Annotated in this window: 20 protein-coding genes; 11 read left to right on the forward strand and 9 right to left on the reverse strand. The window is 74.4% G+C overall.

Going from position 1 to position 25,637, the window contains the following annotated elements; all coding sequences use genetic code 11:
• The 5 genes from RM555_RS03545 (at position 1) to RM555_RS03565 (ending at position 8,328) form a co-directional block, all read left to right on the forward strand.
• Complete coding sequence (locus RM555_RS03545; protein WP_311410414.1) at positions 1 to 4,977, forward strand: non-ribosomal peptide synthetase; 4,977 nt, start codon at positions 1 to 3, stop codon at positions 4,975 to 4,977.
• The gene (locus tag RM555_RS03550; protein ID WP_311410415.1) at positions 4,970 to 5,854 is read left to right on the forward strand and encodes an AzlC family ABC transporter permease; all 885 of its coding nucleotides are present in this window, start codon (positions 4,970 to 4,972) and stop codon (positions 5,852 to 5,854) included. Before RM555_RS03545 ends, RM555_RS03550 begins: the two co-directional genes overlap by 8 nt.
• 5 nt (positions 5,855 to 5,859) lie before the next feature.
• Positions 5,860 to 6,189: an AzlD domain-containing protein gene (locus RM555_RS03555; RefSeq protein WP_132238343.1), complete on the forward strand. Its 330-nt coding sequence runs from the start codon at positions 5,860 to 5,862 to the stop codon at positions 6,187 to 6,189.
• A complete protein-coding gene (locus RM555_RS03560) occupies positions 6,186 to 7,031 on the forward strand; it encodes a carbon-nitrogen hydrolase family protein (protein ID WP_311410416.1) in 846 nt (281 codons plus the stop codon). The genes RM555_RS03555 and RM555_RS03560 overlap by 4 nt, the downstream gene beginning before the upstream one ends.
• Before the next feature lie 121 nt (positions 7,032 to 7,152).
• Positions 7,153 to 8,328 carry a trans-sulfuration enzyme family protein gene (locus tag RM555_RS03565; RefSeq protein ID WP_311410417.1) on the forward strand — a complete coding sequence of 392 codons (1,176 nt, stop codon included), beginning with the start codon at positions 7,153 to 7,155 and terminating at the stop codon, positions 8,326 to 8,328.
• Positions 8,329 to 8,349: 21 nt separating this feature from the next.
• On the opposite strand, the gene RM555_RS03570 is transcribed toward RM555_RS03565, so the two are convergent.
• Entirely contained in the window at positions 8,350 to 9,279 is a 930-nt protein-coding gene (locus RM555_RS03570) for a diacylglycerol/lipid kinase family protein (RefSeq protein WP_311410418.1), read from the reverse strand.
• Positions 9,280 to 9,401: 122 nt separating this feature from the next.
• Between RM555_RS03570 and RM555_RS03575 the strand changes: the two genes are divergently transcribed.
• Together RM555_RS03575 and RM555_RS03580 are read left to right on the forward strand one after the other, a co-directional pair.
• Positions 9,402 to 9,722, forward strand: a complete 321-nt coding sequence (locus RM555_RS03575) for a hypothetical protein (RefSeq protein WP_311410419.1) — start codon at positions 9,402 to 9,404, stop codon at positions 9,720 to 9,722.
• Positions 9,716 to 10,009 (forward strand): hypothetical protein, encoded by a 294-nt coding sequence (locus RM555_RS03580; protein ID WP_132238335.1) that lies wholly within the window; start codon positions 9,716 to 9,718, stop codon positions 10,007 to 10,009. Before RM555_RS03575 ends, RM555_RS03580 begins: the two co-directional genes overlap by 7 nt.
• Before the next feature lie 75 nt (positions 10,010 to 10,084).
• On the opposite strand, the gene RM555_RS03585 is transcribed toward RM555_RS03580, so the two are convergent.
• The 4 genes from RM555_RS03585 to RM555_RS03600 all read right to left on the reverse strand — a co-directional run bounded on the left by RM555_RS03585 (position 10,085) and on the right by RM555_RS03600 (position 14,699).
• The gene (locus RM555_RS03585; RefSeq protein WP_311410451.1) at positions 10,085 to 11,485 is read right to left on the reverse strand and encodes a GH1 family beta-glucosidase; all 1,401 of its coding nucleotides are present in this window, start codon (positions 11,483 to 11,485) and stop codon (positions 10,085 to 10,087) included.
• A 25-nt stretch (positions 11,486 to 11,510) separates the two neighbouring features.
• Positions 11,511 to 12,350 (reverse strand): carbohydrate ABC transporter permease, encoded by an 840-nt coding sequence (locus RM555_RS03590; protein ID WP_132238333.1) that lies wholly within the window; start codon positions 12,348 to 12,350, stop codon positions 11,511 to 11,513.
• On the reverse strand, positions 12,343 to 13,329 hold the full coding sequence (locus tag RM555_RS03595; protein ID WP_311410420.1) for a carbohydrate ABC transporter permease: 987 nt from the start codon (positions 13,327 to 13,329) through the stop codon (positions 12,343 to 12,345). The genes RM555_RS03590 and RM555_RS03595 overlap by 8 nt, the downstream gene beginning before the upstream one ends.
• 71 nt (positions 13,330 to 13,400) lie before the next feature.
• On the reverse strand, positions 13,401 to 14,699 hold the full coding sequence (locus RM555_RS03600) for an ABC transporter substrate-binding protein (RefSeq protein ID WP_311410421.1): 1,299 nt from the start codon (positions 14,697 to 14,699) through the stop codon (positions 13,401 to 13,403).
• Between the two features lie 219 nt (positions 14,700 to 14,918).
• On the opposite strand from RM555_RS03600, the gene RM555_RS03605 reads away from it, so the two are divergent.
• The 4 genes from RM555_RS03605 (at position 14,919) to RM555_RS03620 (ending at position 21,384) form a co-directional block, all read left to right on the forward strand.
• Positions 14,919 to 16,157 (forward strand): ROK family transcriptional regulator, encoded by a 1,239-nt coding sequence (locus tag RM555_RS03605; RefSeq protein WP_311410422.1) that lies wholly within the window; start codon positions 14,919 to 14,921, stop codon positions 16,155 to 16,157.
• Positions 16,158 to 16,331: 174 nt separating this feature from the next.
• Positions 16,332 to 18,956 carry a discoidin domain-containing protein gene (locus RM555_RS03610; protein ID WP_311410423.1) on the forward strand — a complete coding sequence of 875 codons (2,625 nt, stop codon included), beginning with the start codon at positions 16,332 to 16,334 and terminating at the stop codon, positions 18,954 to 18,956.
• 145 nt (positions 18,957 to 19,101) lie between these two features.
• On the forward strand, positions 19,102 to 19,722 hold the full coding sequence (locus tag RM555_RS03615) for an acyl-CoA-like ligand-binding transcription factor (RefSeq protein WP_311410424.1): 621 nt from the start codon (positions 19,102 to 19,104) through the stop codon (positions 19,720 to 19,722).
• Positions 19,723 to 19,788: 66 nt separating this feature from the next.
• Positions 19,789 to 21,384 carry an MDR family MFS transporter gene (locus RM555_RS03620; RefSeq protein ID WP_311410425.1) on the forward strand — a complete coding sequence of 532 codons (1,596 nt, stop codon included), beginning with the start codon at positions 19,789 to 19,791 and terminating at the stop codon, positions 21,382 to 21,384.
• Between the two features lie 82 nt (positions 21,385 to 21,466).
• On the opposite strand, the gene RM555_RS03625 is transcribed toward RM555_RS03620, so the two are convergent.
• From RM555_RS03625 to RM555_RS03640, 4 genes are read right to left on the reverse strand one after another with little or no spacing between them, the layout of a single operon-like run.
• Positions 21,467 to 22,390 (reverse strand): STM4011 family radical SAM protein, encoded by a 924-nt coding sequence (locus tag RM555_RS03625; RefSeq protein WP_311410426.1) that lies wholly within the window; start codon positions 22,388 to 22,390, stop codon positions 21,467 to 21,469.
• A complete protein-coding gene (locus tag RM555_RS03630; protein WP_311410427.1) occupies positions 22,387 to 23,709 on the reverse strand; it encodes an STM4012 family radical SAM protein in 1,323 nt (440 codons plus the stop codon). Before RM555_RS03630 ends, RM555_RS03625 begins: the two co-directional genes overlap by 4 nt.
• A complete protein-coding gene (locus tag RM555_RS03635) occupies positions 23,706 to 24,509 on the reverse strand; it encodes an STM4013/SEN3800 family hydrolase (RefSeq protein WP_311410428.1) in 804 nt (267 codons plus the stop codon). Before RM555_RS03635 ends, RM555_RS03630 begins: the two co-directional genes overlap by 4 nt.
• Positions 24,497 to 25,636 carry an STM4014 family protein gene (locus RM555_RS03640; protein WP_311410429.1) on the reverse strand — a complete coding sequence of 380 codons (1,140 nt, stop codon included), beginning with the start codon at positions 25,634 to 25,636 and terminating at the stop codon, positions 24,497 to 24,499. The genes RM555_RS03635 and RM555_RS03640 overlap by 13 nt, the downstream gene beginning before the upstream one ends.
• Position 25,637 lies beyond the last annotated feature (1 nt).

Here is a 25,637-nt window from a genome sequence, read left to right on the forward strand (position 1 = left end):
ATGCAGTCGCTGATGACGCGGGGCCAGCTCAAGATCGCCGCGGCGCGCCGCCCGGAGCACGCCCGCCACTGGCGTGCCGTGCTCGGCTCCGGCGCCGACCCGGTCGGCTTCCCCGCCGACCGCACCCCGGCGCCCGGCGCCCCGCCCGAGCCGGCGGCCGTCACCGTGCCGCTCGACGAGGCGGTGGTCGAGCGGCTCGCCCGGGCCGGCCGGGGCGGCGAGGACGCCCGCCAGGTCCTGGTGACGGCCGCGGTGGCCGCCCTGCTGCGCCGCTACACCGGCGCCGACGACATGCTCGTCGGCCGTCCGGGCGCGCCGGGGCAGCTGGCCGGGATGCTGCCGTTGCGGGTGCGCTGCGCGGCGGAGAGCAGCTACCGCGACCTGGTCGGGCAGTTGCGCACGGCGGTGCCCGAGGCGGCGCGCCACGCCGACTACCCGGTCGAGCTGCTGGCCGAGGAACTGGCGGCGGACGCCGGTCCCGGCCCGCACCCGCTCGTCGACGTGGCCGTGGGGGGCGGCGCCCCGGACGGCGCCGGGGTCGGGGTGTTCTTCGCCCTCGGCGCCGCCGAGGTGACGGTCCACCACGACGCCCGCCGCTACGACGGCGCCACGGCCGAGCGGATCGGCGCCCACCTGGCGCTGTTGCTGGGTCGGGCGCTGGCGGAGCCGGACGCGCCGGTGGCGGACCTGAGCCTGCTGACCGACGGCGACCGGGACGTGCTGCGGGAGGTCAACGACACCGGCGTCGGCCAGGACCCGGCCGGCCGGCCGGACGAGTGGGTCGCCCGGTGGGCCGCCGCCCGCCCGGACGCCGTCGCCGTGCGCACCGCGGCCGGCAGTTGGACGTACGCGGAACTGGAGGCCCGGGTGGCCGCGTACGCCGCGCGGCTGCGCGGCGCCGGGGTGGGCGCGGAGTCGATCGTCGGCGTGCTCGCCGAGCGCTCCCGCGAGCAGTTGGTGGCGATCCTGGCCACCCTGCGGGCCGGCGGCGCCTACCTGCCGGTCGACCCCGGTTACCCGGCGGCGCGCGTCGCCTACCTGCTCGACGACAGCGGGGCCGCCGTGGTGCTCGCCGCCGACCCGGCGCGGGTCCCGGACGGCGTGCCGGTGCTCCCGCTGCCGACCGCCGGCCCGGTGCCCGCCGCCGTCGGGTCGCCCGGCCCCGACGCGCCGTGCCACGGGGAGGACCTCGCGTACGTCATCTACACCTCCGGCTCGACCGGCGCCCCGAAGGGCGCGATGATCGAGCACCGCTCGCTGGCCAACCGGCTGGCCTGGATGCAGCGGCTGTACCCGATCGGCCCCGCCGACGTGATCCTGCACAAGACCCCCACCACCTTCGACGTGTCGGTGTGGGAGCTGTTCTGGTGGGCCCGCGAGGGCGCCTCCGTCTGCCTGCTTCCCGCCGGCGCGGAGCGCGACCCGGAGGCGATCATCGGGGCGGTCGAGGCGCACGGCGTCACCACCGTGCACTTCGTGCCGTCGATGCTGGGCGCGTTCCTCGACTACCTCGGCACCGCCGACACCGACCGGCTGGCGAGCCTGCGGCAGGTCTTCGCCAGTGGCGAGGCCCTCGGTCCCCGGCAGGTGGACCGGCTCGCGGAGCTGCTGCCCGGCGCGACGCTGGTCAACCTGTACGGGCCCACCGAGGCCACCGTCGACGTCACCCACCACCGCTGCCGGCCCGGCCGGGAGCGGGTGCCGATCGGCCGGCCGGTGGACAACACCCGCCTGTACGTGCTCGACGAGCGGCTGCGCCCCCAGCCGGTGGGGGTGCCGGGCGAGCTGTGCGTCGCCGGGGTGCAGCTCGCCCGGGGCTACCTGAACCGCCCGGAGCTGACCCGGGACCGCTTCGTCGCCGCGCCGGAGGTGGGCGAGGAGCGGGTGTACCGCACGGGCGACCTGGCCCGGCTGCTGCCCGACGGCACGCTCGACTACCTCGGCCGCCTCGACCACCAGGTGAAGGTGCGCGGCTACCGCGTGGAGCTGGGCGAGGTGGAGGAGGCGCTGCGTGGGCACCCGGCCGTCAAGGACGCGGTGGTGGTGGCCCGCGACGGCAACCTGATCGGCTACGTTGTCGCCGACGAGCCGGTGGGCGAGGCGACGCTCACCGCCCACCTGGGCACCCTGCTGCCGGGCTACCTGGTCCCCGCCCGGGTGGTCGAGCTGGCCGAGTTCCCGCTGTCGGGCAGCGGCAAGCTGGACCGGCGGGCGCTGCCCGAGCCGGCCGCGCCCGAGCGGCCGTACGTGGCGCCGCGCACCGGGCCCGAGCGGATCCTCGCCGACATCTGGGCCGAGGTGCTGGGTCTCGACCGGGTCGGCGTGGAGGACAACTTCTTCGCCATCGGCGGCAACTCGATCCACTTCGTCACCGTGCTGGCCCGGGCGCACGCCGCCGGCGTGGACCTCACGTTCCAGCAGCTGTTCCGCCACCCGACGATCGCGGCGCTGCTGGCGGCCGGCCCGCCGGGCGCGGAACGGGCGGTGACGCACCCGCCGTTCGCCCTGCTCGACGAGGCGGACCGGGCCCTGCTGCCGGACGGGGTGGTCGACGCGTACCCGCTCGGGCAGCTCCAGGCGGGGCTGATCTACGAGAACGAGCTGTCCCGGGGCGCCGCCCAGTACCACGACATCATCAGCTTCCTGATCAACGCGCCGTTCGACGAGGCGACGTTCACCGAGGCGGTGCGGATCCTCGTCGCGCGGCACCCGATCTTCCGGACCAGCTACCACCTGACCGGCTTCGGCGAGTACCTGCAACTCGTGCACGCCGACGCGCCGAGCCCGCTGTGGGTGGTGGACCTGCGCGACCGCGACCCGGCCGAGCAGGAGCGCTGGCACGCCGACTGGCACGCGCGCGAGCAGTCGTACCGGTTCCGCTGGCAGGAACCGGGCCTGGTCCGCATCCACGTGCACGTCCTCGGCGACGAGCTGTACCGCTACAGCGTCAGCCAGCACAACTCGGCGTTGGACGGCTGGAGCATCACGCTGCTGCACACCCAGCTCTTCGACACCTACTACCGGCTGCTGGCCGGGGACCGGCCGGACGAGGGGCCGGCGGAGAACCACTTCCGCGACTACATCGGGCTGGAACGCCGGGCGCTGGAGTCGGCGGCGGACCGCGACTTCTGGCACGGCGTCCTCGCCGCGGGCGGGGTCACCGAGCTGCCCCGGTGGCAGCCGCCGGAGGCGCCGGCCGAGCGGCCCGTCGTCTTCCACGAGGTGGAGATCGACGACGCGCTCTCCGAGCGGCTGCTGCGCGCGGCCGACCGGTTGGCGGTGCCGCTGAAGACCGTGCTGCTGGCCGCGCACGTCAAGGTGGTCGGCGCGCTCGCCGGGGACACCGAGGTCGTCACCGGGTACGAGCAGAGCGGCCGGCCGGAGGCGGAGGGCGCCACCGGGGCGCTGGGGCTGTTCCTCAACACTGTGCCGATGCGGGTGGACCTCGGCGGCGGCTCCTGGGCCGACCTGGTCCGGGCGGTGTACCGCGCGGAGGCGGACCTGCTGCCCCACCGGCGCTACCCGATGGCGCAGATGAAGGCGGACGCCGGCACCACCGACCTGCTGTTCGAGACCGTCTTCAACTACACCCACTTCTACCTGCTCAAGCAGCTGCGCGAGCTGCCCGGCTTCGACCTGCTCGACGTGCAGGTGAGCACGGAGACGGAGTTCGCGCTGCGCGCCGAGTTCATGCGGGACTTCTTCACCGACCGGGTCCGGCTGAGCCTGCACTACCATTCGGCGGCCTTCACGTCGGAGCAGGCGGCGGGCATCGGCGAGGTGTACCGGCGGGTGCTGGCGGAGCTGGCGACCGACCCGGAGCGCGCCCACGACGGGCTGCGGCCCGGCCTGCCTGAGCCCCGCCGCGCGCCGGCCCGGCGCCGCTTCGACCGGGCCGCCCCGGCGACGCGCCGACCGGCGGCGCCGGCGGGGCGGACCGCGCCGGGCACGCCCGTCGCCCGGCGGATCGCCGAGGCGTGGGCGCGGGCGCTCGACGTGCCGGTGGCCGGGATCGCCGAGGAGGACAACTTCTTCGACCTGGGCGGCAACTCGCTCGCCGCGATGCGGGTGATCGCCGCGCTGCGGCCCCTGGTCACCCTGCGGCAGCTGATGACCACCTCCACGCTCGGCCCGCTGGCCCGGGCCGTCGAGGCGGACGCCGCGCCGGAGGACCGGCTGCTGCAACCGCTGTCCCCGCCGGACGCCGCCCACGACCGGGTCCTGGTCTGCTTCCCGTACGCGGCGGGCAGCCCGCTCGCCTTCCGGCCGCTGGCCGAGGCGCTGGCCCCGCACCGGATCGCGGTGCACGCCGTGGCGCTGCCGGGGCACGACGTCAGCCGGCCCGAGCTGCTGCTGGACCTGCCGGAGCTGACCCGCCGGGTGGCCGCCGAGATCGGGGAGCTGGGCGGCCGGCCGGTGCTCATCTGGGGGCACTGCGTCGGCGCGGCGGCGGCGATCGAGGTCACCCGGCTGCTCGCCGCCGCCGGCCGGCCACCCGAGCGGCTGTTCCTCGGCGGCAAGCTGCTGCGCGGGCCGGAGGAGATCGACGCCAGCATCGCGGAGGTCACCGGCATGGCGTCGGCGGACGTGGTGGGCTGGCTGGTGGACCAGACCGGCTTCACCGAGCTGGACGGCCTGGACGCGGGGCACGTCGACGCGCTGGTCGCCGCCTTCCGGCACGACGCCGTCGGCTCGCACCGCTACCTGCGGGACCGGGTGGGGGAGCCGCTGCCGGTGCCGGTGACCGTGGTCGTGGCCGCCGACGACCCGTTGACGGCCGGGCCGGGCGCGGCGCACGAGGCGTGGCGGCGGGTCGCCGCCGACGTGGAGCTGAGGGAGATCGACGGGGGCGGGCACTACTTCTGCCGCACCCGCGCGGCCGACGTGGCCGCTATCGTCGGCGCGACGGGTCCGGGCGCGCCGCCGGCGGCAGCCGCCGTACCGTCCGCCCGCCGTCCTGGGGAGAACCATGTCTGACCGTACGCCGACCGCGCGGGACGAGTTCGTCGCCGGCGCCCGCTCGATGGTGCCGTTCCTGCTCTCCGCCTTTCCGCTGGGCGTGATCGGCGGCACCCTCGGCCTGGCCGCCGGCCTTTCCTACCTGGAGACGTTCGGCCTGGCCATGGTGGTCAACTCCGGGACCGCCCAGTTCATCGGCTTCAAGCTGATCTCGGAGGGGGCGGCCTGGCCGGTCATCGTCCTGACGACGCTGATCCTCAGCCTGCGGATGCTGATCTACTCCACGCTGCTCGCGCCGCACGTGCGCGAGCTGCCGCAGCGCTGGCGGCTGCTGCTGGGCTTCGGCCTGATCGACGCGGTGTTCTTCGTGGCCTTCGACCGGATCAAGGGCGACGAGCCGGCCCGGCGCAAGAGCATGTTCTACTTCGGCGCCTCGGCGGTCATGTACGTCAACTGGGCGGTCGCCACGGTGGTCGGCATGATCGCGGGGCACCTGCTGCCGGAGCGGCTGCGCTCCGGCCTGGACTTCCCGATGACCGCGGTCTTCCTGGTCGTGCTCGCCTCGGCGCTGGTCGGCTGGAAGGTCTGGACGACGGCGGTCTCCGCCGGGGCGTTGGCCCTGCTCCTGCTCGGGCTGCCCTACAACCTCGGCCTGATCGTGGCGGCGTTCGGCGGCGCGTTCGTCGGCATGGCCTGCGAGCTGGTGGAACGGCGGTGGTTCCCGCCGAAGCCGGCGGAGCCGGGCGAGCCGGGAGAGTCGGGCGGGCCGGGGGAGACGCCGGCGGAGTCGGGCGGGCCGGAGCCGGAGCCGCGAACGCCGCAACCGCGGACCGCCGGGGCGGCGGCCGGGGAACGCCGGGCCGCCGAGACGGCCCGTGACACGGACGGAAGGTGACCGGAATGTCCATGCTGCTGCTCATCCTCGGGATGGGGCTCGCCACCTTCGCACCCCGGTACCTGCCGCTGCTGGTCTTCCGCGACCGGGTGCTCCCCGACGACGTCAAGGTCTTCCTCGGTTACCTCCCGCCAGCGCTGCTGGCGGCCATCGCCGTCCCGTCGGTGATCGCCCCGGTGGACAACCGGATCGAGATCACCGTCGTCACCGTCCCGTACCTGGTGGCGGGCCTGGTCACGCTGGTGACCGGCCTCTTCGTCGAGCGTTTCATGATTGTCTGGACGGTGGGCCTGGTGGTCTTCTTCGGCCTGCGCTGGTGGCTGGGGGCCGCGTGACGGCCGCCCACCTCGCCGGCCGCGCCCCGCTGCGGGTCGCGGCCGCCCAGGTCACCGCCGTCCCCGGCGACCTGGCCGGCAACGCGCGGACCGCGGTGCGGAGCATCGCCGAGGCGGCGGCCCGTGGCGTCCACCTCGTCGTCTTCCCCGAGCTGTCGCTCTGCGGCTACGACGTCGGCCTGCTGCGCGACGACATCGCGCGGTGCGCCGTCGAGGCGGGCGGTGACCCGCTCGACGTCGTCGCCGAGGCCTGCCGCACCCACCGGGTGGTGGCGGTGGTCGGCGGCTGCCGGCGACGCGCCGACGGCTGGGCGATCGGCGCCCTGGTGGTCGGCGCGGACGGCCGGCCCGCCGCCGCGTACGACAAGCGCCACCTGGACCGCGACGAGCGCGAGCTGTTCGTGCCCGGCCGGGCCGACTGCCTGGTCGAGGTGCGCGGCTGGCGGCTCGGCCTGGGGGTCTGCTACGACGCGAGCTTCCCCGAACACGCTCGCGCGCTGGCCGTCGCCGGCGCCGACGCCTACCTGTGTCCGAGCGCGTTCACGACGGGCGACTCCGACCACCGGCGCGGCGTGTACTTCCCGGCCCGCGCCCTGGAGAACAACTGCTACGTGCTGTTCGCCAACTTCGCGGGAGCGCACGGCGGCTGGCAGTTCGCCGGTCGCAGCGCCGTGTACGCTCCCGACGGTCGGGTCCTCGCCGACGCCGGCACGGGCCCCGGGCTCGCCGTCGCCGACCTGGACGACGCCGTGCTGCGCCGGCACCGCGACGCGCTGCGGATGCTCACCGACCGGGCCGCGCCCGCGCCGCCCCCGGCGGCCGTGCCCGTCCCGGCCGGGTGACCGCCCGTCCGTCGGGAGCGTCCACGCGGACGAGCCGTCGTCGGGCGCCCGCCGCCCGGATGACGCCCGCACCTGTCCGACCCGCCGTCCCGGCGGGCAGCCCACCACGTGAGGAGAACCTGTGACCGGCACCGGCACGATCGCTGTCCACGGCGACGACGGGTTGAGCCCGGGCGGGGCGGTGTCGCCGCCGATCGTGCAGAGCGCCACCTTCAGCGCCGAGTCCGACGAGCAGTTCGCCGCCGTCGCCACCGAGACCCGGGGCAACGCCTTCTACACGCGCTACGGCAACCCGAACCACGCGCAGGTCGCCGCCGTGGTCGCCCAGCTGGAGGGCGCCGAGGCGGGCCTGGTCACCGCCTCCGGGATGGGCGCGATCAGCACGATCGCCCTGGCCCTGCTCTCCGCCGGGGACCACGTCATCGTGCAGCGCAGCACGTACGGCGGCACGACGTCCCTGGTCACCGGCCTGCTGGCCCGCTTCGGGGTGGCCTTCACCCAGGTGGACCAGACCGACACCGAGGCCTTCGTCCGGGCGCTGCGCCCGCAGACCCGGCTGGTCCTGGTGGAGACCCCGAGCAACCCCCTGCTCGAACTGACCGACCTGGCCGCCGTCGTCGAGCTGGCGCACGCCAACGACGCGCTGGTAGCGGTCGACAACACCTTCGCCACCCCGGTCAACCAGCGGCCGACAGAGTTCGGCGCCGACCTGGTGTGGCACAGCGGGACGAAGTACCTCGGCGGGCACTCCGACGTCTCGGCCGGGGTGGTCGTCGGCTCCGCCGACCTCGTCGACCGGGTCTGGCAGACTGCCATCGTCACCGGCAGCACCCTCGGCCCCATCGACGCCTGGCTGCTGCTGCGGGGCATCCGCACCCTGTCGCTGCGGGTGGACCGGCACAACGCCAACGCGCTGGCCCTGGCCCGGGCGGTCGAGGGCCACCCGGCGGTGCGGCGGGTCCGCTACCCGGGGCTGCCGACGCATCCCCAGCACGAGCTGGCCGGCCGGCAGATGACCGGCTTCGGCGGGGTGCTCAGCGTCGAGCTGCGCGACGGGCGGACGGCGGGCGGGCTGCTCGACGGCCTCCGCCTGGCCAAGCGGGCGGCCAGCCTGGGCAGCGTCAGCACCCTCGTGGTGCACCCGCGCTCGATGTGGGCCGGGATCGTCGACGCCGAGCAGTTGGCCGCCACCGGCATCGGCGAGGGCCTCGTCCGGGTCTCCACCGGCATCGAGGACACCGAGGACCTCGTCGCCGACTTCCTGGCGGCCCTCGACGCGGCGGACCGGGCACAGTAGCGCCCCGGCCGGCCGCGCGGGTCAGCGGTCCGGGCTCCCGGCCGGCGCCATCACGCGCAGCGCGTTGGCGTCCAGGCCGATCCGGATCGGCGTACGGCCGCACAGCTCGCCGTCGACCTCGACGCGCGCCGGCCGGTCGGTCTCCAGCCACAGCTCCCCGACGGCGAGGAACGGCTCGTCGCCGACGGAGCGCCGGTGCCCGGTCACCGCGTTGCGGGCCGTGTCGCGCAGCAGTCCACGGCGGTTCGCGCCGCCGACCGGGTACGCGACCAGCAGCCGGTCGTCGGCGTCGGCGTCGGCGGCGATCGGGCGCCCGGCGTGGAAGCCGCCGTTGGCCACGTACACCTGGTGGGTGCGGAACTCGTGCCGCGCGTCCCCGGCCCGGACGGTGACGCGCAGCGGGCGGTGCCGGGCCAGCAGGGCCAGGGCGGTGAGCGGGTACGCCAGCCGCCCGGTGACCCGCTTCAGGCGCGGCGGCGTGCGCAGCATGATGTCGGCGGAGAGGCCGACGCCGACGTGGTTGGTGAACCGCATGTCGCCGGCGAGGCCGAGGTCGACGTCGATCACCGTGCCGCCCGTCAGCACGTCGACGGCCCGGTCGAGGTCGAGCGGGACGCCGACGGTGCGGGCGAAGTTGTTGGTGGTGCCCAGCGGCAGCAGGCCGAGCGCCATGTCGCGGTGGGCGAGCAGCCGCGCGGCGGTGCTGAGGGTGCCGTCCCCGCCGCCGGCCACCAGCAGGTCCGGCCCGAGGTCGACGGCCGCGGCGAGGACGCGTTCGAGCTGGCCGGGCTGCTCGACGGGGTGGTCGCCCAGCAGGCGGAAGCCGGCCGCCGTCAGCCGGGCCCGGGCCCGCTCGTGCAGTTGGCGGCCCCGGCGGGAGTGGGCGTTGACGACGAGGACGGCCCGCCGGTCCCGCCGGATGACCGCGCCCAGTTCCTGCTTCGTCCGCATGGGCCCCGACCCTATCGGCATCCCGGACGCCGGCACGAGGACGCGGGGGATCGCAGGCATAGAAGGTTTTCGACGTATTCGTTAGGGTGGCGGGAAGGAAGGTTTCCACCCCGGAGGTGTCGATGCGAACACAGGTGATCCGCGCGGTCGGCGTCCTGGCGGCGGGCGGGGTCCTGGCGACGCTGGGCGCCACCGGCGCGCAGGCCGACCCGGTCGTGCCGCGGCACGCCGTGATCGTCTGCCAGAGCGCCAGCTTCTACGCCAACTACGACTCGGCGAGCGGCCCGCACGGGTTCAAGCGCACGCTGGCGTACGGCAACAAGATCGGCCACACGCCCGGCGCGCACCCCGTCTACAACGGCTGGGCCGCCACCTTCGACTTCGGGCCCAACGACTGGGGCTACGTGCGCAGCGAGTGCATCGGAGGCTACGACTCATGGTGAGCGGAGGAGTGCCGCGCCGGCTCGGCGCGTTGCTGGCGACCGTCTGCGCCGTACTGGCGCTCACGCCGTCGGCCGGGCACGCCGCGAACGGGACGATCGGGCAACGGGAGACGGTGTGCGCCGAGGACCTCTTCGTCCGCACCGCCCCGGTCGGGGCGTGGATGGGCACCCTCTACCGCGGCCAGACGTTCCTCGTCGAGGGGCCGCGCAGCGGCGGCTACGTCTACGGCTTCGCCTACGGGCACGTCAACCGGCGCGGCTGGGTGCAGGACGGCTGGTTCTGCTGACCCCGCCGGGCGGGTGACGCACGGAGCCCCGGGTGGCGCCCGGGACCCCGTGCGGCCGGGCGGATCGTCCCCGGCTCACCGGGAGGGCGTCAGCCGCCCGGTCCGCCGCCGGTGGGCGCGGATCAGGTCGGCGTAGCGCAGGCCGCTCGCCTTGACCGTCCGGCGCTGGGTGGGGTAGTCCACGTGCACCAGCCCGAAGCGCTTGTCGTACCCGTACGACCACTCGAAGTTGTCGAGCAGCGACCAGACGAAGTAGCCGGCCAGCGGCACGCCCCGGTCGACCGCCGCCGCGCACGCCGCGAGGTGCCGCTCCAGGTGGTCGGTGCGCTCCCGGTCCTCGACGGTGCCGTCGGCGGTGACCTCGTCCCGCCACGCCGACCCGCTCTCGGTGACGACGACCCGCGCCGGGGCGTACTCCTCGGTCACCGCGACCAGCAGTTGCTCCAGCCCGGCCGGGTACGCCTCCCAGCCCATCGCGGTGTGCACCGCGCCCGGTACCGGCACCTGCCGGGCGTACGGCGGCGGCCCCGTCGGGTCGTCGGCCACCACCTGACGGAAGTAGTAGTTCAGGCCGAGGTAGTCGGTGGGGGTGGCGATCACCGTCAGGTCGTCGCCCCGCACCGGCGGCTCGACGCCGTACGCGGCGACCATGTCGGCCGGGTAGCCGCGTCCGTGCAGCGGGTCGAGCCACCACCGGTTGACGTGGCCGTCCATCCGCCGGGCGGCGGCCACGTCCTCGGGCCGGTCGCTCGCCGGCTCGCAGGGGCTGGGATTGAGCACGATCCCGACGGAGGCGGGCCGGGCGGCGGCGGCCCGGATCGCCCGGGTGGCCAGCCCGTGCCCGAGCAGGACGTGGTGCGAGGCGCGCACCGCCCTGGCCAGGTCCCGCTCGCCGGGCGCCATCCGGCCCTCCAGGTGCCCGATCCAGGACACGCAGAGCGGCTCGTTGACGGTGGTCCAGTCGGCGACCCGGTCGCCGAGGCGGGCGGCCACGACGGCGGCGTAGTCGGCGAACGCCTCGGCGGTGTCCCGCTCCGGCCAGCCGCCCCGGTCCTGCAACGCCTGCGGCAGGTCCCAGTGGTAGAGCGTCACGAACGGGCGGATCCCCGCCGCCAGCAGGGCGTCGACCAGCCGGTCGTAGAAGTCCAGGCCCTTCGGGTTGACCCGGCCGACGCCGTCGGGCCGCACCCGGGGCCAGGCCACCGAGAACCGGTACGCGTCCACCCCGAGCCGCCGCATCAGCGCCACGTCCTGCGGCCACCGGTGGTAGTGGTCGCAGGCCACCGCGCCGGTGTCGCCGTTGTCGACGGCGCCCGGCACGTCGCAGAAGGTGTCCCAGATGGACGGCGCGCGGCCGTCGGCGCGGACGGCCCCCTCGATCTGGTACGCGGCGGTGGCGACCCCCCAGAGGAAGTCGGGCGGCAGCGTGGACAGGTCCGGCACGGGTGGGCTCTCCTTCGGATGTGCGGCCGACATGGCCTCGTGTGCGGCCGTCACGGCCTCACCTGACCGCGCCGGCGGTGAGGCCGGCGACGAAGTAGCGCTGCAACGCCAGGAAGCCGGCCACCACCGGGACGCTGACCACCAGCGACGCGGCCATCACCTGGTTCCAGTAGACGTTGAACTGGGTGGAGTAGCCCTGGAGGCCGACGGCGAGGGTGCGGCTGCCCTCGTCGGTCATCACCGAGGCGAAGAGCACCTCGCCCCAGGCGGTCATGAAGGCGTAGACGGCGACGGCGACGACGCCCGGCACCGCCGTCGGCAGGATGACCCGGAACAGCGTGCGGAGCGGGCCGGCGCCGTCGACCTGCGCCGCCTCGTCGAGGCCGCGGGGGATCGAGTCGAAGTAGCCGACCAGCATCCAGATCGAGAACGGCAGGGAGAACGTCAGGTAGGTGATGATCAGGCCGGTGCGGCTGGCGTACAGCTGGATGCCGGTGGCGGTGCCGAGGTTGACGTAGATCAGGAACAGCGGCAGCAGGAAGAGGATGCCGGGGAACATCTGGGTGGACAGGACGGTCACCGAGAACAGGCCCCGGCCGCGGAAGCGGTACCGGCTGACGGCGTACGCCGCGAAGATCGCCACGGTGACCGAGAAGACCGCCGCCACGGTCGAGACGACCAGGCTGTTGACCAGGTAGCGGCCCAGCGGCACGGTCGACCACATGTCGACGAAGGCCTGCGCGGTCGGGCGCCGGGGCCACCAGGTGAAGGCGCCCTGCACGTCCTGCAACGGCTTGAGCGCCGAGCTGAGCATGACGTAGAGCGGGACGAGCACGAAGAGCGCGAGCAGGGTCAGCACGATCCGGCGGGCCCAGCGCTCGGCGGCGGTCTCACGCATCGTTCCTCCGGCGGTTGGTCAGCAGCAGGTACCCGGCGGTGACCAGCAGCAGGAACAGCAGCAGCGCCACCGACATCGCCGATCCGGCCCCGAAGTCCCAGGTCTTGAAGGAGCTGCGGTAGATGTGCAGGGAGAGCAGGTTCGCCTGCTCCGGCGCGGAGCCGCCGAAGAGCACGTACGGGGTGTTGAAGTCGTTGAAGGTCCAGAGGAACAGCACCAGCACCAGCACCAGGTTGACCGGGCGCAGCATGGGCAGCGTCACCGAGCGCAGCCGCCGCCAGAATCCGGCCCCGTCCATGGCGGCGGCCTCGTACAGCTCGCCGGGGATGTTCTGGAGGCCTGCCATGACGCAGAGGAAGGCGAACGGCCAGGACCGCCAGACCGAGACGGTCAGCAGCGCGACGAAGCTGTTCTCCCCGATCAGCCAGAACGGCCGGTCGTCGAGGAGGTGGAGCTGGTCGACCAGCACGTGGTTGACCAGGCCGGTGTCCCGCTGGAACAGGAAGCTCCAGGTGATCACGGCCGTGTAGACGGGCAGCGCGTACGGGGTGAGGAAGAGCGCGCGCAGCACGGCCCGGCCGCGGAAGGGTCGTTGCAGCAGTACGGCGGCGGTGGTGCCGAGCACCCAGGAGAGCCCGACCGAGGCCACCGTGTAGCCGACGGTCACCCCGAACGAGTGCAGCAGCTGCGCCCCGACCGCCGAGTCGACGTCGAGCACCACGCGGTAGTTCTCCCAGCCCACGAAGGGCGCGGTGGACCAGTCGCGGATGTGGAACTGGGTCAGCTCGCGCAGGCTCATCCACGCCCCGACGAGCATCGGCACGACGTGGACCGCCAGCTCCAGCACGACGGCCGGGGCGAGCAGCAGGTACGGCAGCAGCGACCGGCGGCGGCCGGGTGACCGGCGCCGCGCCGGGGCCGCGCGGCGGGCGGGCCGCTCCGGTGCGGCGACGTCCCGGGCGGGCGTGGTGGTGGCCATCGGGGTCAGGTCCTTCCGCTGGGTGGCCGTGGGAGGGTCGGCGTCCCTCCCACGGCCACCGGTCCGGCGGGTCAGCGCATCTGCTGCTGGGCCCGGGTCAGCTTCTGCCGGACGCTCCCCTCGGTGACCGGTCTGCCGCTGGCGGCGTCGGCGAAGAGTTCCTTGATGGCGGTGCCGACGAGGGTCTCGAAGGTGCTCTCGTCGGGCACCTGCGGCAGCGGCGCCGCCGTGGTGGCGAGGGTCTGCTGGAGCACCTTCTGCTCCGGGGCGGCGAACGCCGGGTCGTCCGCCACGGTGGCGACGGCGGGCAGCGAGCCGTACGTCCTGTTCAGCGCCACCTGCTCCGCGTCGCTGGTCATGAACTTGACGAACTCCAGCGCGGCGTCGCGGTTCTTCGTGTGCTTGAACACCGCCATGTTGATCCCCGCGACCATGCTGTTGACCTTCTTGCCGCCCGGCGGCGGGGCGGCCGGGAACGGCACCGGGGCGATCCCGTACGCGTCGGGGGCCATGTTCTGCGACTTCAGGTTGGACCCGGCGGCCTGCCAGAGCAGCATGGCCGCCTTGCCGTTGGCGAAGTCGGAGACCGACTGGTTCTGCGCGTACTCGGCGTTGCTCGGGTTGACGATCCGGTCGGCGGCCATCAGGTCGACGTACCGCTTGACGGCGGTGACGTTCTGCGGCGTGTCGAAGGTGGGCTTGCCGGCGGAGTCGAACCACTCGCCGCCGTACTGCTGGCTGAAGGTGAAGGCGTGGTGGGCGTTCTCCGACGGGTTGGCCCCCTCGACCGCGAGGCCCCAGCGGTCACCGCCGGTCAGCTTGCGGCCGACCTCGGCCACCTGCTCCCAGGTGGTGGGTGGGCTGGTGACGCCGGCGTCGGCGAACGCCTTCTTGTTGTAGTAGAGGGCGTAGGCGAGGCTGTAGAGCGGCACCGCGGCCGGCGGCTTGCCGGGCGCGCCCGCGGCGGCCAGCGCGGCGGGCACGAACCGGTCCTTCCCGCCGACCTTGGCGAGGGTGGCGTCGTCGAACTCGACAAGCGCACCGGTGGCCTGCAACGACGCCGACCAGGTGTTGCCGATGTTGACCACGTCCGGGCCCTGGCCCGAGGTGGCGGCGGTGAGCAGCCGGTTGAGCAGGTCCGACCAGGGCACCACCTCGACGTTGACCTTGATGCCGGTCTGCTGCTCGAACTTGTCCAGTTCGGGCTGGAGGGTCTGCTTGTCGGCCTCCAGGCTGGCGCCCTGGTTGCTGGCCCAGTAGGTGAGGGTCTTCCCGGCCGCGCCGGAGGAGTCCCCGGAGTCGCCGCAGGCGGTGAGTGTGGTGGCGGCCAGCACGGCCGCCGTGAGTATCGCGAGGTGTCGTCTCGACACGTTCGGCCCTTCCGTTGCGCGGGGTGGGGGTCGCCGGCGTCGCGTCGGGGCACGGGGGTGAGGGCGCCGGCGGGCGGTGGGCGGGGCGCGCCGGCGGGGCCGACGGCTCGAAGTTCCATCACGACTTAATGAATGTGGTCATTAAAGTGGTTGGCCGAGGGGCCGTCAAGCACGGGGTCGTACAGTCGCTCCCGAGGGCCGAGGGGATCGAGGTGGCAGGTGGAGTTGGCGCGCGCGACCAACCGGGGCGTCCGGCTGCGGAACCGGTCCGCCCTGCTGTCGAAGGTCTTCCTGGACGGCCCGCTCACCCGGCAGGCTCTGGTCCGCAGCACGGGGTTGAGCCAGCCGGCGGTCAGCAACGTGGTCGCCGACCTGATCGACGAAGGGCTGATCGCCGAGGCGGGCGCCGCCGAGTCCGACGGCGGCCGGCCCAGCATGATGCTGCGGGTCGCGCCGCGCTTCGCGTTCGTCATCGGGGTGGACGTCGGGGAGACCCGGGTCCGGGTGGAGCTGTTCGACTTCGCGATGGCCCAGCTGGCCAGCGTCGCGTACCCGCTCGATCCCCGGCGGACGGAGCCGGCGGAGGTGGCCGGGCACGTGCTGGCCGGCATCGACGCGGTCACGGCCCGGGCCGGGGTGGCCGTCGACGAGGTGCTCGGCGTCGGCATCGGCGTCTCCGGGGTGGTCGAGCAGGGCCGGGAGGCCGTGGTGCACGCCCAGTCGCTCGGCTGGGACCGGGTGCCGTTGGAGCGGCTGATCGCGGCGGGCACCGACCTGCCGCTGCACGTCGACAACGGGGCGAAGACGCTCGGCCAGGCGGAGATGTGGTTCGGCGCGGGCCGGGGGGCCCGGCACGCCGTCTTCGCGCTTGTCGGCTCGGGGGTCGGCACCGCGGTGGTGACCAACGGGGTGACCTACCGGGGCGCCTCCAGCAGCGCGGGGGAGTGGGGGCACACCACCCTGGTCTACGGCGGGCGGCCCTGCCGCTGCGGGGCCCGTGGCTGCCTGGAGGCGTACGTCGGCGCGGAGGCCGTCATCGACCGTTACCGCGAGGCCCGGGGCGGCCACCCGGTCCCGGGCGACGACGAGGAGTCCCAGCTGGCGGCCCTGATCGACGCGGCCGGCACCTCGGCCGCCGCCCGGCGGGTGCTGGACGAGACGGCCGAGTACCTGGGCGCCGGGGTGGCCAACCTGATCAACCTGTTCAACCCGGAGCGGGTCGTGCTCGGGGGCTGGGCCGGCATGGCGCTGGGCGGCCTGCTGCCGGCCGTGCGGGAGGCCGCCGGCCGCCAGGCGTTGCGCCAGCCGTACGAACAGGCCTCGATCGAGCTGGGTCTGCTGGGCGTCGACGCGGTGGCGCTCGGTGCGGCGACGCTCCCGATCGCCCGGCTGCTCACGGCCGGCGGGGTGCGCTCGGCGAATCGGCGGGTTACCGATCAAATCGAACTTCACGGATAAATAACAGCGTTATTTATCGATGCCTTGACGGCTGCGCGACGACGCCGCAACACTCGGACGAGAGCGCTCTCTCCCGTCCCGGCACCGTCCGGCGTCGCCGCCCCGCAGTGCCGTGGCCCCCTTCGTCATCCCGTCACGCCCGAGGTCCCCCACCCTCTATCGACAGGCGAAGTCATGACATCTCGCGCTACATCCGTACGCCCGACGCCGCCGCCAGGGCGACCCGCCCGGCGGTCGCTCATCGGCCTCGCGCTGCTCCTCGTCGCGGCGCTCACCCCCGCCGCGACGCCCCCGGCGCAGGCCGCCCCGAGCCTGCTGTCCCAGGGGCGGCCCGCGACCGCCTCGTCGACGGAGAACGCCGGCACCCCGGCGTCCGCCGCGGTCGACGGCGACGCCGGCACCCGCTGGGCCAGCGCCTCCAGCGACCCCCAGTGGATCCAGGTCGACCTCGGCACCCGGGCCACCCTCAGCCAGGTGGTCCTGTCCTGGGAGGGCGCCTACGGCCGGGCCTTCACGATCCAGACCTCCGACGACGGCGCGGCCTGGACCACCGTGCACAGCACCACCGCCGGCACCGGCGGCACCCAGACGGTGAACGTGACGGGCGCCGGCCGGTACGTCCGGATGCACGGCACCGCGCGCGGCACCGGCTACGGCTACTCCCTCTGGGAATTCCAGGTCTACGGGGAGGCCGGCGGCACCGCGCCCACCTGCGGCAGCGCCAACGTCGCCCAGGGCCGGCCGGCCACCGCGTCGTCGGTGGAGAACGCCGGGCTCCCGGCCTCGGCGGCGGTCGACGGCAACCCCGGCACCCGCTGGGCCAGCGCCGCCGCCGACCCCCAGTGGCTGCGGGTGGACCTCGGCACCGTCCGGTCGATCTGCCGCGTGGTGCTGACCTGGGAGGCCGCGTACGCGCGGGCGTTCCAGCTCCAGACCTCGGCCGACGGCAACGCCTGGACCACCGTGTACGGCACCACCACCGGCACCGGCGGCAGCCAGTCGCTCGCCGTCGCCGGCAGCGGTCGCTACCTGCGGGTGTACGGCACGGCGCGGGCCACCGCCTACGGCTACTCGCTCTGGGAACTGGCGGTGAACGTGGCGGGCGGCGACGCCCCGCCGGTGGAGCCCACCGACCCCCGCAACCCGGACCTCGGGCCGAACACCTTCGTCTTCGACCCGTCCACCCCGACCGCCACCATCCAGAACCGGCTGAACACGCTCTTCGCCCAGCAGGAGCGCAACCAGTTCGGCCCCGAGCGCTACGCGGTGCTGTTCAAGCCCGGCAGCTACACCGCCGACGTCAACCTCGGCTTCTTCACCCAGGTCGCCGGCCTCGGCATGAGCCCCGACGACGTGAACCTCAACGGGCACGTCCGGGTCGAGGCGTTCTGGATGGGCGGCAACGCCACGCAGAACTTCTGGCGGGCCGCCGAGAACCTGTCGGTGACCCTGCCGGCCGGGGTGAGCGTGGAGCGCTGGGCGGTCTCGCAGGCAGCGCCGTACCGGCGGATGCACCTGCGTGGCGCGCAGAGCCAGATCCAGCTCTGGAACGGCGGTGACGGCTGGTCGAGCGGCGGCCTGATGGCCGACACCCGCATCGACGGCCTGGTCGTCTCCGGCTCGCAGCAGCAGTGGTACTCGCGCAACAGCGAGTTCGGCAACGGCTGGACCGGCTCGGTGTGGAACATGGTCTTCCAGGGCGTCACCGGCGCTCCGCCGCCGCACTTCCCGAACCCCTCGCACACCGTCATCCCGCAGACCCCACAGGTACGCGAGAAGCCGTTCCTCTACGTCGACGGCACCGGCGAGTACCGGGTCTTCGTGCCGGCGCTGCGCACCAACTCGTCCGGCACCAGCTGGTACGGCAGGACCCCGGCCGGCTCGTCCATCTCGCTCAGCCAGTTCTACGTCGTGCGGCCGGGCACCGGCGCGGCCACCATCAACGCCGCGCTCGCCCAGGGCCGGCATCTGCTGTTCACCCCCGGCGTGCACCACGTCACCGAGCCGATCCGGGTGGACCGCCCCGACACGGTGGTCCTCGGCCTCGGCCTGGCGACCATCCAGGCCGACAACGGCACCGTCGCGATGCGGGTCGCCGACGTGGACGGCGTGAAGGTGGCGGGCATCATGTTCGAGGCCGGCCAGGTCAACTCGCCGGTGCTGATGGAGGTCGGGCCGCCCGGCTCGGCGGCCAGCCACGCGGCCAACCCGACCTCGCTGCACGACGTCTTCTTCCGCATCGGCGGGCCGGGCGTCGGCCGGGCGACCCACACGTTGACCGTCAACAGCGACCACGTGATCGGCGACCACATGTGGCTCTGGCGCGCCGACCACGGCGACGGCGTCGGCTGGGCGGTGAACACCGCCGACACCGGCCTGACGGTCAACGGCGACGACGTGACCATGTACGGCCTCTTCGTCGAGCACTACCAGCGGTACCAGACCGTCTGGAACGGCAACGGCGGGCGGACGTACTTCTACCAGAACGAGATGCCGTACGACCCGCCGAACCAGGCCGCCTGGATGAACGGGGCCACCCGGGGCTACGCGGCGTACAAGGTGGCCGACGGGGTGAGCAGCCACCAGGCGTGGGGGATGGGCAGCTACTGCTACTTCAACGTCGACCCCGCGGTCGTCGCCGATCGCGCCATCGAGGCGCCGACCAGCCCGAACGTCCGGTTCACCAACATGGTCACCGTCTCCCTCGGTGGCGTGGGCACGATCAACCGGGTGGTCAACGGCACCGGCGGCACCGCCAACGCGGGCAACCAGGTGGTGTACCTGACGAACTATCCGTGACCCGTACGGCGACGGGCCCGGCCGGAGCGTCCCGGCCGGGCCCGTGGCCGCTTCCGGTGCCGCCCGGCGACCCGGGAGATGGCCGGCGTCACTTCACACAATAAAACATTGCAGTACCTGCAAGATCGCTAGTAGTGTCCGGCGCGTGAATCCCGCCGGCACCGAATCCGCTCCCGGGCGGCGCGACCGCAAGAAGCGCCGGACCCGGGCCGCGCTGACCGAGGCGGCCCTGCGCCTGGTCGCCGAGCGCGGCCTGGCCCAGGTGACGGTGGAGGAGATCAGCGAGGCGGCCGACGTCTCCCCGCGCACCTTCTTCAACTACTTCGCCTGCAAGGACGACGCCCTGGTCGGCGACCAGGCGGGCGACGCGGCGCGCCTGGTGGCCCGGCTGGCCGCCGTGCCGCCCGAGGTGCCGGTGCTGACCGCGCTGCGGACGGCCCTCGACGAGGTGATCGACGAGGTACGCGCCGAGCGCGAGCTGTGGTGCCTGCGGATGGAGGTGGTGACGCGCAACCCCGCGCTGCTGCCCCGCCTGCTGGCCGGCAACGCCGAGACGGAACGCGCCATCGTCGAGGTCGTCGCGGCACGGGTGGGCGTCGAACCCGACCACGGCTACCCGGCGCTGGTCACCGCCGTGACGGGCGCAGCGCTGCGCCACGCCATGACCCGGTGGGCCGCCCACCCCGACCGGCCGGACCTGGCCGACCTCGTCGACGAGGCGTTCGCCGCCCTCGCCGCGGGGCTGCCGCAACCCGACCGGCCCTGACCCGCAAGCCCCTTCCGGGAATGGTGCCCGGGAGGCCGTGAAACTCGTACCCGGTAAGGAAGGTCGATGACCGCCACCGTGCCCGCCGAGACCCTGAAGGTCGGCGCCGGCCGTATGTCCCGCCGCGAGGTGCTCCAGGCACTCTCCGGCCTGATGGTCGGCATGTTCGTGTCGATCCTCGCCTCCACGGTCGTGGCGAACGCGCTGCCGCGCATCATCGCCGACCTGAACGGCACCCAGACCGTCTACACGTGGATCGTCACCACCGAGCTGCTGGCCATGACGGCGACCGTGCCGCTGTGGGGCAAGATGGCCGACCTCTACAACAAGAAGCTGCTGATCCAGCTCTCCCTCGGCCTCTTCGTGGTCGGCTCGCTGATCGCCGGGCTCACCCCGAACGTCGAGGTGCTCCTGGTCAGCCGGGTCGTGCAGGGCATCGGCGCCGGCGGCATGACCGCCCTGGCCACCATCGTGATGGCCGCCATGATCCCGCCCCGCGAACTGGGCCGTTACGCCGGCATCTTCGGCGCGGTGTTCGGCGTCGGCACCATCGCCGGGCCGCTGATCGGCGGCGTGCTGGTGGACACCTCCTGGCTCGGCTGGCGCTGGTGCTTCCTGATCGGCGTCCCGTTCACCCTGCTCTCCATCTTCCTGCTCCAGCGCACCCTGCACCTGCCGGTGACCCGCCGCCGCAAGGTGAAGATCGACTGGCTGGGCGCGCTGCTCATCACCTCCGGGGTCTCCACCGTGCTGGTCTGGTCGTCGCTGGCCGGCAACAAGTTCGCCTGGGCCTCGGGCTGGACGGCGCTGATGGTCGGTGGCGGTCTCGCCCTGCTGGCGCTGGCGGTCTGGGTGGAGTCCCGCGCGGACGAGCCGATCGTGCCGCTGGACATCTTCCGCAACCGGACGGTCTCGCTGACCACCATCGCCAGCATCCTGGTCGGCGTGGCGATGTTCGGCGGCACCGTGTTCCTGTCCCAGTACTTCCAGCTCTCACTCGGCAAGTCGCCGACGGTGGCGGGGCTGATGAGCCTGCCGATGATCCTGGGCCTGCTGGTCTCGTCGACGGTCGCCGGCCAGCTGATCACCAAGTACGGCCGCTGGAAGCGTTACCTGGTGGCCGGCGCCGCCGTGATGGTCGTCGGCATGCTGCTGCTGGCCACCATCGACGCCGAGACCAGCATCCTGCTGCTCAGCGTCTACATGGCGGTGCTCGGCGTCGGCGTCGGCATGCTCATGCAGAACCTCGTGCTCGCGGCGCAGAACGACGTCCCGGCGCACGAGCTGGGCGCGGCCACCTCCGTGCTGACCTTCTTCCGCAGCATGGGCGGCACGATCGGCGTCAGCGCGCTCGGCGCGGTGCTGGCCAACCGGGTCGCCTCGCTGAGCGCGGAGAAGCTCGGTCCGCTGACCGGCGGCGCCCCGGGCGGGGAGGGCTCCACCGAGGTGCCCGACCTGTCCGCCCTGCCCGAGCCGGTGCTGAGGATCATCCAGGACGTGTACGGCACCGCGACCGGCGAGCTGTTCCTGGTGGCCGCCCCCTTCGCGGTGCTCGCCCTGGTGGTGGTGTTGTTCATCCGGGAGAAGCCGCTGCACACCCTCAGTGGTGAGGAGCGGCGGGCCAAGGAGGAGGCGGCTGCCGTCCTACCCGGCGCGCACTGAGCCACCCGTCCAGGGGCGGTCCGGCCTGCGCCGGGCCGCCCCTGCTCCACGTCCGTGCGCCGGTTCGCCGGCCCGCTCCGCGCTACGCCGGCGGAGGCGGCGCGGGGGCGGCCACCGGCGCGTGCGCCGGCGCGGCCAGCAGCACCGGCCGGCGTACGGGCGGCCAGGCGGCCGGGATGCGTTCCAGAACCCCGCCGGCGAAGACGTCCCGCAGCCCGAGCGGCTTGAGGTGGACGTACCCGATGTGACAGTCGCAGACCGCGTTGCCGCACGGGCGCGGGCGCAGCGCCGAGCGCCACGACCCGTCGTAGAGGTTGCCGATCGGCTCGTCGATGAAGTGGCAGCGGCGCACGGTGCCGTCGCCGCGCACCGAGATCGCCGTCTCTCCCGCGTGGCACGGACGGTCGAGCGACACGTGCGGGCGGACGCTGTAGCCGAACAGCGGATCCAGCTCCGTCCAGGTCGCCTCCTCGGCCGCGTCGTAGCGCCGGCCCTCGGCGGCGTTCACCCACAGGTAGACCTCGGCGGGCAGGGCGGCGCGCAGCGCCCGCGCCTCGGCGAGGTGCTCCGGCAGGCCGACCACCCCGACGGAGTAGCGGACGCCCAGCTCGGTCAGCCGGGCGCAGCGGCGCAGGAAGCGGTCCCGGTCGACCTGGCCGGGGTGGTAGGTGGTCCAGAGGGCGGCGGCGCGCGGGTCGGCGTCGGCCAGCCAGTCCACCCGGGCGGCCAGGTTGGTCTGGATGACCACCCGCTCGACGTGCGGCAGGTGCGACAGCGACACCATCGCGTCGCGGTACCAGCGGCGGGTCAGCCCCTCGCCCCACGGGGTGAACAGCACCGACAGCCGCACGTCGGAGGTGGCCGCCACCCAGCCCGCGAAGCGGTCCAGCGCCGCCCGGTCGGCGCGCAGCAGCTCCGGCGGGTCCCGCCGCTTGGCGAACGGGCAGTACGGGCAGTCGTAGTTGCAGCTCGCCAGGGGACCCCGGTAGAGGATCGCGAGGTTCACCTCGGCACGTACCCGGTCATCGCGTCGCGTACCCGGGCCGAGGTCAGCCACGGGCCGATCGCGTCGGAGCGGGCCAGCCCGGCCGGCGTCAGCCGCAGCCCGCCGTAGCCGGCCCACCCCCGCTCGACCAGCCGGCCCAGCTCCGGGAAGTCGTCGCCCGGAAGCGCGCCGAAGCGGGCCCGGTAGGCCGCCGCGTCGACCCCGTCGGCGCGCAGCAGCGACTTGAGCAGCCACCGGCGGCGCTGCTCCGCGCCGTCGAGGGCGAACCCGAACTCGGCGAAGCGGAAGTCGTCGGCCGGGCGGGCCAGGTAGTCGTCGAGCACCGCCCGCACCTGCGACACGCCGACCGCGTAGTCGAACGAGTAGTGCAGGGACGTCGTGTAGGAGCGGGCGCCGCAGCCCAGGCCCACCATGCCGTCGTCCTGGCAGCAGTAGTCCGGCCCGTCCGGGGTGGGCGCGCCGGCCCGGCGGAACTGCCGCATCGACTCCTGCCGGTAGCCGGCCGCGCCCAGCGTCGCCACCGCCTGCTCGTAGAGGGCGAGCCGCTGGGCGTCCCAGTCCGCGCGGCCGTGCGCCCGCCGCCCGAGCCCCGTCAGCGGTCGCACGTACAGCGGGTAGAGGTACAGCTCCTCGGGCCGCCACGCCAGGGCCGCGTCGAGGCTCTCCCGCCAGGTGTCGGCGGTCTGCCCGTCGATGCCGTAGATCAGGTCGATGTTGAGCACGGGGATCCGGGCGTCGCGGATCGCGGCCAGGGCCGCCTCCACCTCCGCGCGGCGCTGCGGCCGGCCGGCGGCGCGGGCCTCGGCGTCGAGGAAGCTCTGCACGCCGATGCTCACCCGGGTGGTGCCGTGCGCGGCCAGCACCGCGAGCCGGTCCGGCGTCGCGGTCGCCGGCGAGGTCTCCACCGACAGCGGTACGCCGGGCAGCCGGGCCCCCATCGCGGTGGCGATGCCGAACAGCTCGGTCAGCTCGTCGGCGGTCAGGTAGGTGGGGGTGCCGCCGCCGAGCGCCACACGGGCGTAGCCGGCGTCGCCGCCCAGCGCGTCGGCGACCCGTCCCGCCTGCCGGCGCAGCTGCCGAAGGTAGTCGGTCACCTGCTCGGCGGGCGCGTTGGCGCGGGTGAACAGGTTGCAGAAGCCGCAGCGCATCTCGCAGAACGGCAGGTGCACGTAGAGGAAGAGCGCCTCGCGCGCCTCGGCCCGCCACACGTCCGCCAGCAGCGGGCGCGGTCGCAGCGGCCGGTAGGAGGTCTTGTGCGGGTACGCGTAGAGGTACTGCTGGTACGGCGAGCCGTCGAGGCCCGTGTCGGTGCTGGTCACCATTCCCCCGGTCGCAGGACGAAGTGGGCGTACGGGACCGTCCACACCACGTCGTGGCCGATCCGGTGGCCGGTGTGGCCGTCCTCCCCGTAGGCGGTGCCGTGGTCGGAGCAGACGATCGCGAACACCGGCCGACCCCGGCCGGTGAGCAGGGCGAACAGCCGGTCGATCCGGCCGTCGACGTACTCCAGGGCGGCGGCGTGGCTGGCCAGGTCGTCGACCTGCGCCCCGGGCAGGTGGTGCCGGTTGGGCTGGTGCAGGGCGGCGACGTTGAGGAACGTGAACAGCGGCTGCCGCGCCGGCACCCGCGGCAGCACCTCGGTCAGCCGGTCGAGCTGCGCGTCCAGGCAGGTGGGGGAGGTGACCCCGAACTCCGGCTCCCAGTGCGCCTCGGCGAACAGGCCCGGCAGCACCGCCCCGAGCGGGCTGCGCCGGTTGAAGAAGCCGACCCCGCCCAGGCAGAGGGTGTGGTAGCCGACGTCGGCGAGCGCCGTGGGCAGGTCGGGCGCGTCGAACACCCAGGTGTCGGCGCCGGACGTCTCGCTGCCGGGGAACGCCGCCGCGTACAGCCGCTCGTGCCGGCCCGGGGTGACCGGGGTGGGCAGGAAGCCGGCGAAGAACGCGTGGTGCGCGGCGTAGGTGAAGCTGGCGGGGGAGTGCCGTCGCTCCCACCGCCCGCCGGGCAGGGCCCGCGCCAGGTGCGGCGTGCGCCCCCGCGCGGCCAGGTCGGCGGCGACGTCGTGGCGCAGCGTGTCGAGGGTGAGCAGGAGCAGGTCGTGGCTGCCGATCAGACTGCGCACGCGAGCACCTCCCGGCCGACCGCCCCGGCGGGCCACGCCGCGTCGCCGCCCGGCGGCGTCCGGCCGGCCGCCGACCGCCAGCGGTCCCACCGGCCGTCGGTCAGGGCGCGCACCTGCTCGGCGTAGGTGTCCCGGCCGGCGGTGAGGACCCCCGGCAGCAGGTCGCCGAAGGCGTTGACCTCGGCCACCGCGTGGCGCCGCCAGCCGAGCAGGAACATCAGGTCGATGCCGACCTGGAGGGTGCGGGGGAAACACGCGGCCGCCCGCTCGCACGTCTCCATCGCCGCCGCCCACGCCGCCGGCCCGGCCGCCGCGCGCAGCTCGGCGAGGTCGCCGCGCGCGTTGCCCAGGTGCAGGTTGGTCAGCGGCCCCCGGGCGGCGCGCACCACGGCGTGGGTGGGCCGCCCCGCGACCGCCACCACCCGCAGGTCGACCACCCGGTCGCCGAGCCCCGCCTTGGGCAGCCACCGCTCCACGTGCAGGCCGTCGGCGGCGATCCGGTCGACCATGGCGGCGACCTCGGCCTCGTCGGTGTAGCGGCGGGGGCGCAGCGAGTTGAACAGCCCGTCCGGGGTCGCCTCGATCGTGGTGACCGCCTGCACCCGCCCCCGGGCCACGGCCAGCGCGACGACCCCGGCGGCCGACGAGCCGTGCGCGGGCTTGACGAACACGCGGCTCCAGCGGGCCGCCGCCATCGCCGCCCGCAGCTCCTGCCACCCGTGCACCGGGGGCAGCGCGGCCGGCACCGGCACCCCGGCGGCCGACAGCCGGGCGTGGCAGCGCCGCTTGTCGCACAGCACCGCGACGTCCGCCGGGTCGTTGAGCAGCTCCGCGCCGCCGGCGGCGACCCGGTCCAGGCCCCGCAGCAGGCCGGCGTACGTGTCGGCCAGGCCGATCAGCTCGCCGTGCCGCGCCGGCGAGGCGGACCGGCGCAGCAGCCGGTCCACCTCGGCGTCCTCGCCGGGCGAGTCGACCCGCACCAGCGCGCCCGCCGCCGGTGGCGCCGCGCCGGTCAGCACGTCGACCCAGGGCAGCACCGCCGGCCGGGGCAGGCCGGCGGCGAGGACCGCCCGGGTGAACAGCTCCACCCGGCGGTTGGCGGGGTTGCCGACGACGGTCAGGCGCATG

It is taken from the genome of Micromonospora reichwaldensis (genome assembly GCF_031845925.1).
Classification (GTDB): Bacteria; Actinomycetota; Actinomycetes; order Mycobacteriales; family Micromonosporaceae; genus Micromonospora; species Micromonospora reichwaldensis.

What these genes read in the sequence shown, in the direction of transcription:
- RM555_RS03545 (WP_311410414.1), top strand. Translation starts at nt 1, where the DNA reads ATGCAGTCGCTGATGACGCGGGGCCAGCTCAAGATCGCCGCGGCGCGC.
- RM555_RS03550 (WP_311410415.1), top strand. Translation starts at nt 4,970, where the DNA reads ATGTCTGACCGTACGCCGACCGCGCGGGACGAGTTCGTCGCCGGCGCC.
- RM555_RS03555 (WP_132238343.1), top strand. Translation starts at nt 5,860, where the DNA reads ATGTCCATGCTGCTGCTCATCCTCGGGATGGGGCTCGCCACCTTCGCA.
- RM555_RS03570 (WP_311410418.1), bottom strand. Translation starts at nt 9,279, where the DNA reads ATGCGGACGAAGCAGGAACTGGGCGCGGTCATCCGGCGGGACCGGCGG.
- RM555_RS03575 (WP_311410419.1), top strand. Translation starts at nt 9,402, where the DNA reads ATGCGAACACAGGTGATCCGCGCGGTCGGCGTCCTGGCGGCGGGCGGG.
- RM555_RS03580 (WP_132238335.1), top strand. Translation starts at nt 9,716, where the DNA reads ATGGTGAGCGGAGGAGTGCCGCGCCGGCTCGGCGCGTTGCTGGCGACC.
- RM555_RS03585 (WP_311410451.1), bottom strand. Translation starts at nt 11,485, where the DNA reads ATGTCGGCCGCACATCCGAAGGAGAGCCCACCCGTGCCGGACCTGTCC.
- RM555_RS03590 (WP_132238333.1), bottom strand. Translation starts at nt 12,350, where the DNA reads ATGCGTGAGACCGCCGCCGAGCGCTGGGCCCGCCGGATCGTGCTGACC.
- RM555_RS03595 (WP_311410420.1), bottom strand. Translation starts at nt 13,329, where the DNA reads ATGGCCACCACCACGCCCGCCCGGGACGTCGCCGCACCGGAGCGGCCC.
- RM555_RS03610 (WP_311410423.1), top strand. Translation starts at nt 16,332, where the DNA reads ATGACATCTCGCGCTACATCCGTACGCCCGACGCCGCCGCCAGGGCGA.
- RM555_RS03620 (WP_311410425.1), top strand. Translation starts at nt 19,789, where the DNA reads ATGACCGCCACCGTGCCCGCCGAGACCCTGAAGGTCGGCGCCGGCCGT.
- RM555_RS03640 (WP_311410429.1), bottom strand. Translation starts at nt 25,636, where the DNA reads ATGCGCCTGACCGTCGTCGGCAACCCCGCCAACCGCCGGGTGGAGCTG.